Below are 14,358 nucleotides of genomic sequence, written 5' to 3' on the forward strand. Positions count from 1 at the left end.
AACGAACTGCAGTCTGCCCAAGACGGCGCCTTTCGGCGCCGTTTTTGATTCCAGCTCTCAGCAAATCAATTGGATCGCCGGCCTGCCCGTGATAATGACGCGCGCATGACACAGATCACTTCCCACTCCCCCATCCACGTCATCGGTGGCGGCCTCGCTGGCTCGGAAGCCGCGTGGCAGATCGCCAATGCCGGCGTGCCCGTCATCCTGCATGAAATGCGCGGCGTGCGCGGCACCGAAGCGCACAAGACGGACGATCTTGCCGAGCTGGTGTGCTCCAACTCGTTCCGCTCCGACGATGCCACCAGCAATGCCGTCGGCGTCATCCATGCGGAAATGCGCATGGCGGGCTCTCTCATCATGGCATGTGCGGACAAGCACCAGGTGCCGGCCGGTGGTGCGCTTGCCGTCGATCGCGACGGCTTTTCTGCCGCCGTCACGCAGGCAGTGCATGGTCACCCGCTGATCACCGTCGTCCGCGAGGAAATCCAGGGGCTGCCGCCCAAGGAATGGGATCAGGCGATCATCGCCACCGGACCGCTGACCGCACCGGGGCTTGCCAGCGCCATCCAGGCAGAAACCGGGGCGGATGCGCTCGCCTTCTTCGACGCCATCGCGCCGATCGTCTATCGTGATAGCATCAATATGGATGTCTGCTGGTATCAATCGCGCTACGACAAGGTCGGTCCCGGCGGCAATGGCAAGGATTATATCAACTGCCCGATGGACGAAGCCCAATACAATGCCTTCGTCGATGCGCTGATCGCCGGCGATGCCGTCGGCTTCAAGGAATGGGAAGGCACGCCCTATTTCGATGGCTGCCTGCCGATCGAGGTGATGGCAGAGCGCGGGCGTGAGACGCTGCGCCACGGGCCGATGAAGCCGATGGGGCTCACCAATGCCCATAATCCCACGGTCAAGGCCTATGCCGTCGTGCAACTGCGTCAGGACAATGCGCTCGGCACGCTCTACAATATGGTCGGCTTCCAGACGAAGCTGAAGTATGGCGCGCAGGCAGAGATCTTCCGCCTGATTCCCGGTCTCGAAAACGCGGAATTCGCCCGCCTCGGCGGCTTACACCGCAATACCTACATCAATTCCCCGACCCTGCTCGACCGCTCGCTGGTCTTGAAGTCGCGACCGGGCTTGCGTTTCGCCGGCCAGATCACAGGCTGCGAAGGCTATGTCGAAAGCGCCAGCATCGGCCTGCTTGCCGGCCGCTTCGCGGCAGCGGAGCGCAAGGGTGAAGCGCCCTTGCTGCCGCCAGATACGACAGCGCTCGGCTCGCTGCTGAACCACATCACCGGCGGCCATATCGTCTCGGACGAGGAGCCGGGCAAACGCTCCTTCCAACCGATGAATATCAATTTCGGGCTTTTCCCGGAGCTGGAGCCGGGGTCGATCGTCAAGCCGGAAGGCGTCAAGCGCTTTCGCGGCAAGGACAAGACCATCATGAAGCGTCAGCTGATCGCCAAACGTGCGCTTGCCGATTGCGCTAGCTGGCTTGGCGTGCCGGCACCCGTATTCGCGGAAAGCGCCTGACCTGAAGCAATTCCAGGAAAAGTGCGAAGCGGCTTCCGCGCAGAATTGCATAAACACAAAAGGATAGAGCGTTTTCGCGATTCAAAGAAAAGCGCAAACGTTCTGACGGACTTTCATGATCTTCAGCTCGTTGCCGGCGGCGGGTGGTGCTCGAGCTTCGCGTCTTCTCCGGCAACGTAATTGCCGAGCAGCCAGAGCGAAACCTCCGCAGCTTCCGTTGGCGTCTTGAACTCGAACGTGGCGTTGTGATGCGGAACATCCAGAAAATCGACCGTCAGCCCACGGCCGGTTGCCGAAATCTTGGCACGCGCCCTGCCCGGTTCGATCAGATGGACACTGAAATGATTGCGCACGTTGCGCATGAAACCGGCTTTGCCATCATGCAGACGCACGAAGACTGCCTGTCCGTCTGAGGTCGCTTGCAATTGGCGGATTGCTTCGGCGGGAAAGGCGCGACCGAATTCCAGAATGGCAAGGCCGGTATCGTGCAGGCCGTCTTCCTTGTTCTGCGACGCCATGCGCGTCGCGTAATAAGCAATGAAGACGACGATAGCAAACAGTATGCACCAGACGACAATACCCACGGCAAATCCCCCTGAAATGCAAATCAAGTGCCGCCATCTCAATAGACGCCGAGACTTGTGCGAGCTTGGTGTATTTTAGATTTTCTTTGTGATCGACGCTATTGCCATGCGCAGCTGCCGGCGCCATTGCGGCAGTACTAGGGATTGATCGAAGATGCCGGCGCCAAGCTTCTGTGCCTTCTGCAGGACAGGCTCGGCCAAGGTAACAGGCAGAAAGGCGGGGAATACCGCCTGCGGGACAGGGCCTGCTGCCCTCGCCTTGGCGAGATGCTCGCGACCAAGACCGGCAAAGGCTTCGACCGCTGCCGAAATGCGCGGCTTGTCTTCACCGGCGAGAAAACTGTCGCGATCTAGCCCTGTCGCCGAGAGTATCTCCAACGGAAGGTACACCTGGCCGCGATGGCGATTAAGCGGCATCAGAAGCAGCAAGCCGGCGATTGCCTGAGCAACGCCCGCATGGCCGGCGGCATCGGCGGAGCGCTTCGCCTCGTCGGCGGACAAGACCAGGCTTGCAAGCTGGATGAGAGCAGACGCAGTCTCGCCGGCATAGCCTTCGAGGCTGCTGCGGCTTTCCAACGGGTCATCGTAGAGATCGAAGATGCGCGCATCGATCATGTCGATCAGCGTCTGGCGCGGCAAACGATACTCTTCGATCGCGGTCAGAAGCTCGGAGGCCAGAGGATTGGCTTCGCTCGATCCGTGAGATTGCCCTTCGAGAAGATCGCGCCAGTATTGCATGCGTACTTCGCCAGGCAGCGGCTCATGCACCAGATCGCGCACGCGCGCCAACTCAGCGTTGAAGGCATAGAGTGCGGCCAGCGCAGGACGTTTCTCCTCCGGCGCCAACAGGCAGGCGAGATAGCGATCGCGATCCGTGTCGCGAAGTGTGGCAAGGCAGATGTCCCGGTTGCTGCGGGGCGCGGCTGTTATCGTCATGCTTTTGGATCCGCAGATCAAACAGCGATCAGCGCCGCGGCCACGGCACGCGATTCGGAAAGCATGATATTGAACGTGCGCACAGCGGCCCCGGTACTCATAGGGTCGGAGGAAATCTGCTTCGCGCGCAGGGCAGCCTTCAGCTCGGCCGGCAGGGGGCGCAGCTCCATGCCGGTGCCGACAAGCAGCACTTCGATCTCGGCGGCTTCATCGAGAATCTTCTGGAAGCGATCCGGCGTCAGCGCATCGCCCTGCAGCATGTCCCAGCCGTAGATGCCGGAAGGCAGGCACAGCAGCGAACCGCGATGCGACATGTCGGCAAAACGGAAACCACCATTTCCGTAAGCGTCGATCGGTGCGCGTCCGGGGAAATGCGCGTTTCGGATTTCTATACCTTTAGCCACTGTATCACACCGCTGGTTTGCCTGACTGGATATCGCCGGCCGCGGGTCCATTGCTTTCGCCGCCGGTCTGGAACTTATCCGGACGCAGCTTGAACAGGATCAGCACGGGCGCCGCAATATAAATCGACGAGAAAGTGCCGACAGCGACACCGAAAAGCAGGACGAAGGTGAAGGCACGGATCACCTCGCCGCCGAAGATGTAGAGGGCGAGTAGCGCCAGAAGCGTAGTCGCCGATGTCAGGATGGTACGAGATAGTGTCTGATTGATGGAAGCATCGATCAGAATCGGCAGCGGCATCTGCGAATAGCGCTTCAGATTTTCGCGCATGCGGTCATAGACAACAACCGTGTCGTTCAGCGAATAGCCGACGATGGTCAGGATCGCGGCAATGCCGGTCATGTTGAATTCCATGCCTGATAGCACGAAGAGGCCGAGCGTCAGGATAACGTCGTGCAGCGTCGCGATGATCGCACCGACCGCGAACTGCCATTCGAATCGAAGCCAGATATAGATCAGAATTGCTGCCAGCGCCGCCAGGACGGCTAAGGAGGCAGTAGTGGTGCTTTCGCCCGATACCGCTGGGCCGACCACCTCGACGCGAGAGAAATTATAGGTCTTGCCCAGTTCGTCCTGCACGAGAGAAACGGCCGATTGTTCGGCATTCTCGCCACCGTCCTGCGAATGGACGCGAATCACGGCGCCAAGTCGATCAGCCAGCCGCTCGACGCGCACATCGCCGGGCACGACGGCCTCAAGATGCCTCTGAATATCCGCTACGTCGGCAACGCCCTGCTTGGCGCGGACCTCGATGATCGATCCGCCGGCAAAATCGATGCCGAGATGCATTCCGACCGTCGCAAAGGCAATGAGTGTGGCGACGGACAGAGCAGCGGAGACCGTAAACGTATAGCGGCGGATCCCCATGAAGCGGATATTGGCATTGTCGAAAATGCCGCTGCGCACGCCAACCAGCAAAGTGCGCGGCTTGCGGCGTGAAATCCACATATTCACCAGCGACCGCGTGACGAAGCAGGAGGTGAAGAAGGTCGAGATAACGCCGACCATCAGAGTCGCGGCAAAGCCGCGCACCGCGCCAGTACTTGCGTAGAAGAGAATGGCGGCAACGATCAACACTGTCAGATTGGCATCGGCGACCGTCGCAGCCGCCCGGTTGAAGCCGTGATACAGCGCATCGACGAGAAGATGAGTCTTCTTCTCCTCCTCGCGCACACGCTCGTAGATCAGCACCAGCGCATCGAGGCCGATGCCGATGATGAGAACGATCGCGGCAACGCCAGGCAAGGTCAGGGTGATGCCGAGCAGCCCCATGAGCGCTGCCACCATGATCATGTTGATGACGAGCGCGATGGTCGCGATGACGCCGAGCAGGCGATAGAAGCCGATCATCAAGGTAGCAACGAAGACGGCGGCAGCGATGCAGGCAATCAGGCCATAACGCGCCGTCTCTCCACCAAGACCCGGCTGAATCGTGCGCTCCTCGACCGTCGTCAGTGTCGCCGGCAATGGTCCGCTCTTGATCATGACGGTCAGATCCTGCGCGCCCCGGGCGGTGAAATCTCCGGGAACGTCGATCTCGCCCGTTGCGATGACAGTCTTCAGGGAGGCCGCAGAGATGACCTGATCGTCAAGCACGACGACGATAATCTTACCGAGATTGCTGGCCGTCGATTGGGCAAAGCGATGGGTCGCCTCCTGCGTCAGCTTGACGGAGACCGTGCCCTCGCCTTTCTGATTGTCGACGACCGCGACGGCATCGGAAAAATCGATGTTCGAGAGCAGCGGCTGCCGTTGCACCAGATAACCGGCGGGCGGATCGTCTTCGGAAAACAGCACATCGGATCCGGCCGGCGGCTGCTTGTCCATGGCGTCCTGGACCGACATCGACTGATCGATCAGGCGGAAGCTGAGTTTGGCGGGCTGGCCGAGAAGGTTTTTCAGCCGCTGCGCATCGGTAAGATCCGGCACCTGCACGCCGATGCGGTCACCTCGTTGCGGGCGGATTATGGGTTCGCCTACGCCGAGCTGTGCGATACGGGCGCGGATGACTTTCATCGCACGAGCGATCGCAGCCGACACATGGTTATTGATGTCGGCATCGGTGATATCGAGTGTCAGCGCCCCGCTGTCACCCTGAGACAGAACCACGGACGGCTGGCCCGGTCCTGATGTCAACGGCTGCAATGCCGTCAAGGCCGTCTGGACCTGCGCGGGATCATTGATGCGAAGCTGGATCTTGCGGCCGGTGCCGGTCAGACCCGAATAGCCGACATTGACGGTACGCAACCGCGTCGCGATATCGCCGACAACGCTTTCCAGGCGATCTTTCTCGACTTCACCCCGTTCGATCTTCAGCAGCAGATGCGAGCCACCGCGAAGATCGAGGCCTAGCTCGATCTTCCGATGTGCCCACCATGCCGGAAGGGATGAGAGCGCGCGCTCGCCAAACAGATTGGGAGCGGCCAGAAGCACGCTCAAGAGAACGACGAACCAGATCAGGGCGGTCTTCCACCAGGAGACGTGCAGCATCGCTCTCTCGAATTAGGGCTTCCCTACCGCGCCCCTCTTTCGACGGAAAATGCAAAGGGCGCAGTAACATCTTGAATTTGTGCACAGTCCTTCAAGAAAGTCGATCTCGAATTTCGAAGACGCACAGCGGCGGCTGGAGCCGCCCTTCGGGGAGCCTTACGCGGCGTCCGCCTTGACGGGCTCGCCCTTGACGCGAACCTCGGAAATGGCGCTGCGGACAACGCGGATGCGCACGCCTTCGGCGATCTCGACTTCCAGTTCCTTTTCATCGACGACCTTCGTGACCTTGCCGACGATGCCGCTGGTGACGATCTGATCGCCGCGGCGGATGTTCTTCAGGATCTCGTCACGCTTCTTCGCCTGCGCGCGCTGCGGGCGGATGAGAAGGAAATACCAAACGACCATCAGCGGCACAAACAGGATGATCATTTCAAAGCCGGAACCGCCGAAGGCGCTCGCGGCCGAATCTGTTGCGCTCTGCGCATATGCGTTGGTGATAAACATCGAGAACTCCCTTGAATTCCGAGCGGGTACGGGCCCCGCGTCAGGTGGCCGGAATATAGTTACGCGTATGGCGAATGCAACAAAAACAGCCGTCAACCGTACCGTTTTCCCGGCCTGTTAGCCTTTCAGCCCCCAAAGGAGCATGATACCCGGCAAGACAGCGCGCGCATTTTACGACTTTCTTGTTCAATATTCAGGAGGAAACGGTGACTGAAGACCAAAACGCCCTGATCCTTGCCGAAGTCCGTCGCCTTGCCGACGCTGTCGAACGTCTGGCCGGGCCGGCCCCGGCGATCAACGACTGGAATGCCGCCGACTGCTTCGTCTGGGCCCCTACCCGACTTCATCTGCAGCCCGTCCCGCAGCCGAACCGGGTGGCGCTGACTCTCATCCGCGGTGTCGATCATGTGCGCGATATTCTGCACGAAAACACGCTGCGTTTCGCGGAAGGCTTTGCAGCCAACAACGTGCTGCTCTGGGGCGCGCGCGGCATGGGCAAATCCTCGCTCGTCAAGGCGGTACATGAAGATGTGCGTCGGGCGACCGGCGTCTCGCTGAAGCTGATTGAAGTCCATCGCGAAGATATTTCCTCGCTGCCGGTGCTGCTCGATATCGTGAAGGCCGCACCGCATCGCATCATCATCTTCTGCGACGATCTCTCCTTCGATCATGACGATACCGCCTATAAGTCACTTAAGGCGGCTTTGGACGGCGGCGTTGAGGGACGGCCTGACAATGTGCTCTTCTACGCGACATCCAACCGTCGGCACCTGCTGCCGCGCCATATGATGGAAAACGAACAATCGACCGCGATCAATCCTTCGGAGGCAGTCGAGGAAAAGGTCTCGCTCTCCGACCGCTTCGGCCTCTGGCTCGGCTTCCACAAATGCAGCCAGGAAGACTATCTGCAGATGATCGACGCCTATGCCGATCACTTCAAGCTCGATCTCGATCGCGCGCAGATGCATCACGAAGCCCTTGAATGGGCGACGACCCGCGGCGCCCGCTCCGGCCGTGTCGCCTGGCAATATATCCAGGATCTGGCGGGCCGGTTGCGCATAATGCTCGATCGCGACTGATCTTCGAGGCCATAAACGACAAAAAGCCCGGTTTTAACCGGGCTTTTTGCAGAGTCCTTGAGACGCATTACCTATTCAAGGAACGTCATTGGGTTGACCGGAGCCGAATTCTTGCGGACTTCGAAGTGCAGCTGTGGCTGGCTGACATTGCCGCTCATGCCGGAAGTCGCCAGCGTCTGGCCGCGCTGAACCTTCTGGCCGCGGCTGACGTTTAGCGCATCGGCGTGGCCGTAGACCGTAACCGTGCCGTCGTCGTGGCGGACGAGAACCGTGTTTCCGAGCTCCTTCAGGCCGTTGCCGGCATAGATAACGACACCGTTCTCGGCAGCCTTGATAGGCGTCCCCGAGGGAACAGAGATGTCGATGCCGTCGTTGCGGCTACCATTGACGTTGGCGCCATAGCCGGCGACGACAGCGCCGCGAACCGGCCAGCGATACTTGCCGATACCAGTTGCCTCGGGCGCATCGGCCTGTGCATCCGACTTGGCGGCATCGTTAATAGACTGGCTCGGCGAAGCGGAAGCGACTTCCTTCGGCTTGGCAGAGGTATCAGCCGCGGCATCGGCATGCGCAACCGCTTTGGGCGCCTGCTTGGCGATCGGGTCAGCGGCGGCCTGCTTCGGCTCGATGGTGAGCGCGCCCGGCTTGACCGATGCCTTCTGCGGCTCGATCGAAGCGGTCTTGACCGGATCCGCAGCAGCGACGCCCCCATGCGGCAACGCGAGTGCCTGGCCGATGCGAATGCTGTCGCCAGCCTGCATGTTGTTCGCACGCTTCAGTTCAGCGACAGTGACACCGCTTTCCTTGGCGATCCTCGCCAGGGAGTCACCCGGCTTGACGACATAAGTGCCCTTCGGTGCCGGGCCCTTGCCATTGCCAGCAGCGAGCTTGTTGGGATCAGCAAGCCCAGCCTGGGACTTGCCGCGTATTTGATTGCCGGAAGGCAGCGCAAGAGCTTCCTGCTGCGGCGCCTTGACCGGGCCGGGCATCTTGCCGCCCTTGGACAAGTCCGTCGCTTCAGAGGCCATCTTGGCCGGACCCGAGACACCCGCCCCATTCATCGTCGGAATGATGATCTGCTGGCCGGGTTGGGCGGCGACACCATTGCGCAGGCCGTTCGCACGCAGAATTTCCTTTTCTGGAACGCCATAGCGGCGCGACAGCAGTGCGATATTTTCACCCTGATGCAACGTCACGCTCGGCGCATTGACCGTCGTCCAGCCGGGAGACATCTGCTGCGCGGCGGCGGCCTTGATCGTGCCGGTCGACATCGTATCGGGAGCAAGTGCGGGCGCGGCACGGGAACCATTGCCGCGCGACGAGGGGAACGGCTGCGCGAGCGCTTCGGCTTGCCCCTGAGATACCGCACGAGGACGACCGGCACTGGCGGACGCGCTGGGCGGAGCAAGTTCGGTGCGCTGAATTGCAACGGGGGCGGTCGAAGCCCGTGCGCTGGAATAGGACGGATTATAGCGAGCCGGAGAGTTCGGGTATGGTTGCGACACCGGCGCGGTCTGCTGCGAGTAATCCTCCTGGCCGTAGCCGCCGGCCTGAGCAACGTCGGCCCGCGGCACGGGATCGCCGTTCGGACCACTTAGGCTGCGACGGTTGATCGAACCGGTCGTCACATTGTCCGTCTTGTTGAAGAGACCGCTGAAGCGGGTCGTGTCCGAACTGCAAGCTGTGGCAGTACTCGCCAGAAGAACGGCCACCAGGACTTTCCCTGCCGATTTGCTGACGTTTGAAGAAAGACTGAAACCCATGACTCGACCCACTTAAGACGCAACCGATTATGGGTCGATTAAAGCGCGTTAATCTTACCATGCGGTTAAAGCACTGGTGTCGCATGTGTTTTTTTGAGGAATTGCTAACCATAGAAAATGAAACGGCGTCATTGCGCCCGTTTCACAGGGGCGTCAGCCCGAATTGAGCTCAAAGATAGGAGGCGAGCATGGGCACGATGGGCTGGTAGGGAACGTCGAATAATTCTTCGCGCTCGAATCGGCTTCCCGTCTTCGTCAGGCGCACCAGGCGACACGTATGCTCATCGACGATAAGCGGGGCTATCATCGAGCCGCCGGACACCAGCTGTTCGGCATAGAAGCGCGGCATCGTGGTAAAAGCTGCGGTGACCAGTATGCGGTCGAAGGTGCCCTCGCCCGGGAGACCGGCGCTGCCGTCCGCCTGGCGGATGATGACATTGCGCAGGCCAAGCGCATCCATGCGCTGCTGCGCCGATGTCGTCAGCGTCTTGTAGCGATCGACCGTAAGCACGCGCTCGACGATCCGCCCCATGACGGCGGCGGTGAAACCGCTGCCCGTGCCGATCTCGAGCACGCGGTGGCCCGGCTTGATCTTCAGACTATGAAGAATACGCACCACCAAATCGATGCCTTCCATGAAGGCACCGCAATCGATCGGGATCGTCCGGCTGGAATAGGCATCATCGGCAAACTGCACCGGCACGAAAGGTATGCGCGGCGTCTGCTCGACCGCCGTCATCAGGTCGATGTCCAAAATGCCCTCTGCTCGCAGCCGCAACACCACGGCCGCAAAGCCTTCCTTTTCCACCAAACGAGGTGTCAATCCGCTACTCCATACCGAGCGCCCGCGCCACGCGGTCTTGCGCCGAATAATCCGTCAAATCGAGTTTCAAAGGCGTTACCGAAATACGATTTTGTTTCAACGCCTGAATATCAGTCCCCGGACGGAAGATACCGTTTCGCTCGCCGAAGCGAAGCCAATAATAAGGGAAGCCACGGCCATCGGCCCGCTCCTCGACCTGCACGTTGAAGGCAAGATTGCCCTGTGCCGTCACTTCCACGCCATCCACCTCGTCGGGGCGGCAATTGGGAAAGTTCAGATTGAGGAAGGTGCCATCGGGCAGATCGATAGTCATCAGCTTGCCGAGCAAGGCAGGCGCATGCGTTTCAGCGACGTCCCAAGGTACGACACGCGCACCGTTTTCATAGAGATAGGCCTGGCTCAAAGCAAAAGAGCGCACACCTTGCAGCGTGCCCTCGATGGCACCGGCGATGGTGCCGGAATAGGTGACGTCGTCGGCGACGTTCGAACCGGAATTGACTCCGGAGAGCACGAGATCCGGCTTGTTGTCCATCACCTGGCGGATCGCCATGATGACGCAGTCCGTCGGCGTTCCCCTGAGAGCATAATGCTTCTCGGAAACCTTGCGCATGCGCAAAGGTTCGGAAAGGCTCAATGAGTGGGCAAGACCGCTCTGATCCGTCTCGGGCGCCACGACCCAGACATCATCGGACAGAGTGCGGGCGATACGCTCCAATGCCGCCAGACCTTCGGCATGAATGCCGTCATCATTGGTCAGAAGAATACGCATCGCCCACCCCCCAATTATGCTGCTTTTTCGATCCTCTTCAGACCACCCATATATGGCAGGAGTGCGTCGGGGACAGTGACCGAGCCATCGGCATTGAGATAATTCTCAAGCACCGCGATGAGGCAGCGGCCGACCGCCGTACCGGAACCGTTCAGCGTGTGAACGAACCTGGTGTTCTTGTCGTCCTTGCCGCGATAGCGGGCATTCATGCGCCGTGCCTGGAAATCACCGCAGACGGAGCAGGACGAAATCTCGCGATAGGTATCCTGCCCCGGCAGCCAGACTTCGAGGTCGTAGGTCTTGCGGGCGCCAAAGCCCATATCGCCGGTCGAGAGCGTCATGACACGATAATGCAGGCCGAGGCGCTTCAGCACCTCTTCCGCGCAAGCCGTCATCCGCTCATGTTCGGCAACGGAGCTTTCCGCATCGGTGATCGACACGAGCTCGCACTTCCAGAACTGGTGCTGACGAAGCATGCCGCGCGTGTCGCGACCGGCAGAGCCTGCTTCCGAACGGAAGGACGGCGTCAGAGCCGTGAAGCGCAGCGGCAGCTTCTCTTGATCAAGGATTTCGCCGGAAACAAGATTGGTCAGCGAAACCTCCGCCGTCGGGATCAGCCAGCGACCATCCGTGGTTCTAAACGAATCCTCGGCAAATTTCGGCAGCTGACCGGTTCCGAACATCGCCTCGTCGCGTACCATCAGCGGTGCGCTGACTTCGGTATAGCCATGCTCGCTGGTGTGGAGATCGAGCATGAACTGACCAAGAGCGCGCTCAAGCCGAGCAAGCTGAGAGGTCAGCACCGTAAAGCGCGAACCGGAAAGCTTGGCAGCTCGCTCGAAATCCATGTAGCCGAGGGCTTCGCCGATATCGAAATGCTCTTTCGGCTGATGGTTCCAGGTCGGCTTGGCGCCCCAGGCATGCTTGACGACGTTGTCGTGCTCGTCCTTGCCGACGGGCACGTCCTCGAGCGGGATGTTCGGAATGCGCGCCAATGCATCATTAAGCTCGGCGGTGAGCGTACGCTCTTCTTCTTCCGCAGCCGGAAGCGAGACTTTGAGGTCGGCAACTTCCGCCTTCAGCTTTTCGGCAAGCTCGCTGTTTTTCTGCGCCATTGCCGCGCCGATTTCCTTGGAAGCGGCATTGCGGCGGGACTGCATGTCCTGGACGGACTGAATGACGGAGCGGCGCTTCTCATCGAGCGCGATGAGGCTTTGCGACTGAGGCTCCGCACCGCGCTTTGCAAGCGCTGCATCGAAAGCTTCGGCATTCTCACGAATCCATCTGATATCAAGCATCTTCGTTCCAGGTCGTTTGACATGAGTATAACTCCGACCGAGGTCTCGGTCGGAGGTCGAAACGGCAATGGCAGGGAAACGAGGCTGAGCCTTCCGCGCCTAGACGTCGTCCGTCGTGGTGATCTCGGAAGTCCCGCCGCTCTCTTCAAGCGCTTGCCGGCTACGCTGGCGTTCCACGAGTCTCGCCGCGTAGATGGAAATCTCGTAGAGAAGGATTGTCGGCAGTGCAAGGCCGATCTGGGACATCGGATCCGGCGGCGTCAGCACGGCGGCGACGATAAAGGCGAAAACGATGGCGAACTTACGCTTTTCGGCCAGCCAGGTTGACGTCAGCAAGCCGACGCGCGCCAGCAGCGTCGTGATGACGGGAAGCTGGAAAACAAGGCCGAAAGAGAAGACGAGCGTCATGATGAGGCTCAGATATTCCGAGACCTTCGGCATCAGCTGGATACCGACCTGACCGTCGCCACCCGTCTGCTGCATCTTCAGGAAGAACCACATCACCATCGGCGTGAAGAAGAAATAGACGAGCGCGGCTCCCATAAGGAACAGGACGGGGGACGCGATCAGGAACGGAAGGAAAGCATTGCGCTCGTTCTTATAGAGGCCGGGCGCGACGAATTTGTAGATCTGCGAAGCGATGATCGGGAAGGAAATCACCAGGGCGCCAAACATCGCGACCTTCACCTGGGTGAAGAAGAATTCCTGCGGCGCCGTATAGATCAGTTCGGATTTGGCAAGATCGAGATGAGCCCACTCCACGGCCCATTTGTATGGGTAGACCAAATAGTTGAAGAGATGCTTCGCCACAGCGAAACATCCGATGAAGGCAACGAAAAACGCGACGAGCGACCAGATCAGCCGCGTGCGCAATTCCATAAGGTGTTCGATAAGCGGCTGTGGCTTATCGTCGATATCACCCGTCATGCCTGGTCCTTCTTCTTGGGCGTTTTAGGCGTGGCCTTGCTGGCTGTGGCAGCCGCGCGCTTCCTGGGAGCTGGAGGCGCTTTCTCTACGGCAGCAGCGGTCGCGACCTTGCGCGGGGCTCGCTTCGGTTTTTCCGTCACTACGGGCGTCTGTACGGCAGCGGCCGCAACGTCGTCGAACTTGGTGACAGCCTTCGGGCGCGGTTTGCGCACGGCCTTTGGCTTCTCGGCGGGTTCGCTTGCAGCGGTAATCGGCTGCGGAACGACTGCCGCCCCTATCTCGGCAGCCGCCGGCGACGGGTTGCTCGAAGCGGCAGACGCCGGAGATGAGGCAGCAAGAGCTTCCGGCAGGCCAGACGCCACACCGGGAACCGGCTCAGACGGCAACGGCGTCGCGGCCGAAGCTGCCTTGTCTGGCGTTGCCGCACGCTGCAGATCGGCCTTTATCTCATTGCCCATTTCCCGTAGCGGGTTCATGGCTTCCCGCAGTGAGTTGACCGGATTGAGCTTCTGAGCGTCGGCAATGGTCTGGCGCACATCATCCAGATCCGCCTCGCGCATGGCTTCATCAAATTGGGCACGAAAATCGCCAGCGACTTTCCTGGCGCGCGCCGTCATCTTACCGATGGTCCGCAATGTCGATGGCAACTCCTTGGGGCCAATCACCACCAAGGCCACGACGCCAATAACCACCAGCTCGGACCAGCCTATATCGAACATGCAAAGGCTCCTGGGCCAACGGCAAGCCTTTCAGCTCACGCCTGCCCGACATGATTACTTCGTTTCGTCAGCCTTGTGCTCGACCGTACGGGAGGCCGTCGATGCGGACGTCGACGTATCTTCGTCGTCGCTCATGCCCTTTTTGAAGCTCTTGATGCCTTTGGCGACATCACCCATCAGCTCTGGGATCTTCCCACGGCCGAACAACAACAGCGCGATGGCCAGGACGATCAGCCAGTGCCATATGCTTAGAGAACCCATTGCTTTAACTCCCAATTACAGTGTCTTTTCGATGTAAGACGTTTGCGGATGTTTTTCAAACACCAAAATGTAGTGCATCCACGCATATCGGGATGACGAACGCCCATACGGGTGGCGAAACGTCTTCAAGCCGAGAAGATGATTGTTATATTCGCACCTGCTGATGGCGAAAGAGAGACCTGACGCGCCGTTTTGCGAAAA

General features: G+C 60.0%; 14 protein-coding genes. 2 read left to right on the top strand and 12 right to left on the bottom strand.

The features are described from left to right. Positions 1-105 precede the first annotated feature (105 nt). Positions 106-1,542 (top strand): methylenetetrahydrofolate--tRNA-(uracil(54)-C(5))-methyltransferase (FADH(2)-oxidizing) TrmFO, encoded by a 1,437-nt coding sequence (gene trmFO, locus ACYJRZ_RS11780; RefSeq protein ID WP_459459118.1) that lies wholly within the window; start codon positions 106-108, stop codon positions 1,540-1,542. Positions 1,543-1,664: 122 nt separating this feature from the next. On the opposite strand, the gene ACYJRZ_RS11785 is transcribed toward trmFO, so the two are convergent. The 5 genes from ACYJRZ_RS11785 to yajC form a co-directional block, all read right to left on the bottom strand. After that, a complete protein-coding gene (locus ACYJRZ_RS11785; RefSeq protein ID WP_459459119.1) occupies positions 1,665-2,126 on the bottom strand; it encodes a hypothetical protein in 462 nt (153 codons plus the stop codon). A 75-nt stretch (positions 2,127-2,201) separates the two neighbouring features. Further along, positions 2,202-3,062, bottom strand: coding sequence for a phytoene/squalene synthase family protein (locus tag ACYJRZ_RS11790; RefSeq protein WP_459459120.1), 861 nt, complete (start codon positions 3,060-3,062; stop codon positions 2,202-2,204). Positions 3,063-3,079: 17 nt separating this feature from the next. Continuing rightward, a complete protein-coding gene (locus ACYJRZ_RS11795; protein ID WP_459459121.1) occupies positions 3,080-3,466 on the bottom strand; it encodes an Mth938-like domain-containing protein in 387 nt (128 codons plus the stop codon). Positions 3,467-3,470: 4 nt separating this feature from the next. Then, a complete protein-coding gene (gene secDF, locus ACYJRZ_RS11800) occupies positions 3,471-6,014 on the bottom strand; it encodes a protein translocase subunit SecDF (RefSeq protein WP_459459122.1) in 2,544 nt (847 codons plus the stop codon). A 156-nt stretch (positions 6,015-6,170) separates the two neighbouring features. After that, complete coding sequence (yajC, locus tag ACYJRZ_RS11805) at positions 6,171-6,518, bottom strand: preprotein translocase subunit YajC (protein WP_459459123.1); 348 nt, start codon at positions 6,516-6,518, stop codon at positions 6,171-6,173. A gap of 206 nt (positions 6,519-6,724) precedes the next feature. On the opposite strand from yajC, the gene ACYJRZ_RS11810 reads away from it, so the two are divergent. Continuing rightward, the gene (locus tag ACYJRZ_RS11810) at positions 6,725-7,597 is read left to right on the top strand and encodes an ATP-binding protein (protein WP_459459124.1); all 873 of its coding nucleotides are present in this window, start codon (positions 6,725-6,727) and stop codon (positions 7,595-7,597) included. Positions 7,598-7,668: 71 nt separating this feature from the next. Here the strand turns inward: ACYJRZ_RS11810 and ACYJRZ_RS11815 are convergent, their stop codons facing one another. The 7 genes from ACYJRZ_RS11815 to ACYJRZ_RS11845 all read right to left on the bottom strand — a co-directional run bounded on the left by ACYJRZ_RS11815 (position 7,669) and on the right by ACYJRZ_RS11845 (position 14,157). Further along, positions 7,669-9,360 (bottom strand): peptidoglycan DD-metalloendopeptidase family protein, encoded by a 1,692-nt coding sequence (locus ACYJRZ_RS11815; RefSeq protein WP_459459125.1) that lies wholly within the window; start codon positions 9,358-9,360, stop codon positions 7,669-7,671. 169 nt (positions 9,361-9,529) lie between these two features. Continuing rightward, positions 9,530-10,183: a protein-L-isoaspartate(D-aspartate) O-methyltransferase gene (locus ACYJRZ_RS11820; RefSeq protein ID WP_459459126.1), complete on the bottom strand. Its 654-nt coding sequence runs from the start codon at positions 10,181-10,183 to the stop codon at positions 9,530-9,532. A gap of 4 nt (positions 10,184-10,187) precedes the next feature. Continuing rightward, positions 10,188-10,952 carry a 5'/3'-nucleotidase SurE gene (gene surE / locus ACYJRZ_RS11825; protein ID WP_459459127.1) on the bottom strand — a complete coding sequence of 255 codons (765 nt, stop codon included), beginning with the start codon at positions 10,950-10,952 and terminating at the stop codon, positions 10,188-10,190. Between the two features lie 14 nt (positions 10,953-10,966). Beyond that, positions 10,967-12,250, bottom strand: a complete 1,284-nt coding sequence (gene serS / locus ACYJRZ_RS11830; protein ID WP_459459128.1) for a serine--tRNA ligase — start codon at positions 12,248-12,250, stop codon at positions 10,967-10,969. 99 nt (positions 12,251-12,349) lie between these two features. Beyond that, positions 12,350-13,177 carry a twin-arginine translocase subunit TatC gene (gene tatC, locus ACYJRZ_RS11835; RefSeq protein ID WP_459459129.1) on the bottom strand — a complete coding sequence of 276 codons (828 nt, stop codon included), beginning with the start codon at positions 13,175-13,177 and terminating at the stop codon, positions 12,350-12,352. After that, a complete protein-coding gene (tatB, locus tag ACYJRZ_RS11840; RefSeq protein ID WP_459459130.1) occupies positions 13,174-13,896 on the bottom strand; it encodes a Sec-independent protein translocase protein TatB in 723 nt (240 codons plus the stop codon). The genes tatC and tatB overlap by 4 nt, the downstream gene beginning before the upstream one ends. Before the next feature lie 54 nt (positions 13,897-13,950). Next, positions 13,951-14,157 carry a twin-arginine translocase TatA/TatE family subunit gene (locus ACYJRZ_RS11845; protein WP_459459131.1) on the bottom strand — a complete coding sequence of 69 codons (207 nt, stop codon included), beginning with the start codon at positions 14,155-14,157 and terminating at the stop codon, positions 13,951-13,953. Between the last annotated feature and the right edge of the window lie 201 nt (positions 14,158-14,358).

It is taken from the genome of Rhizobium sp. No.120, assembly GCF_054558365.1.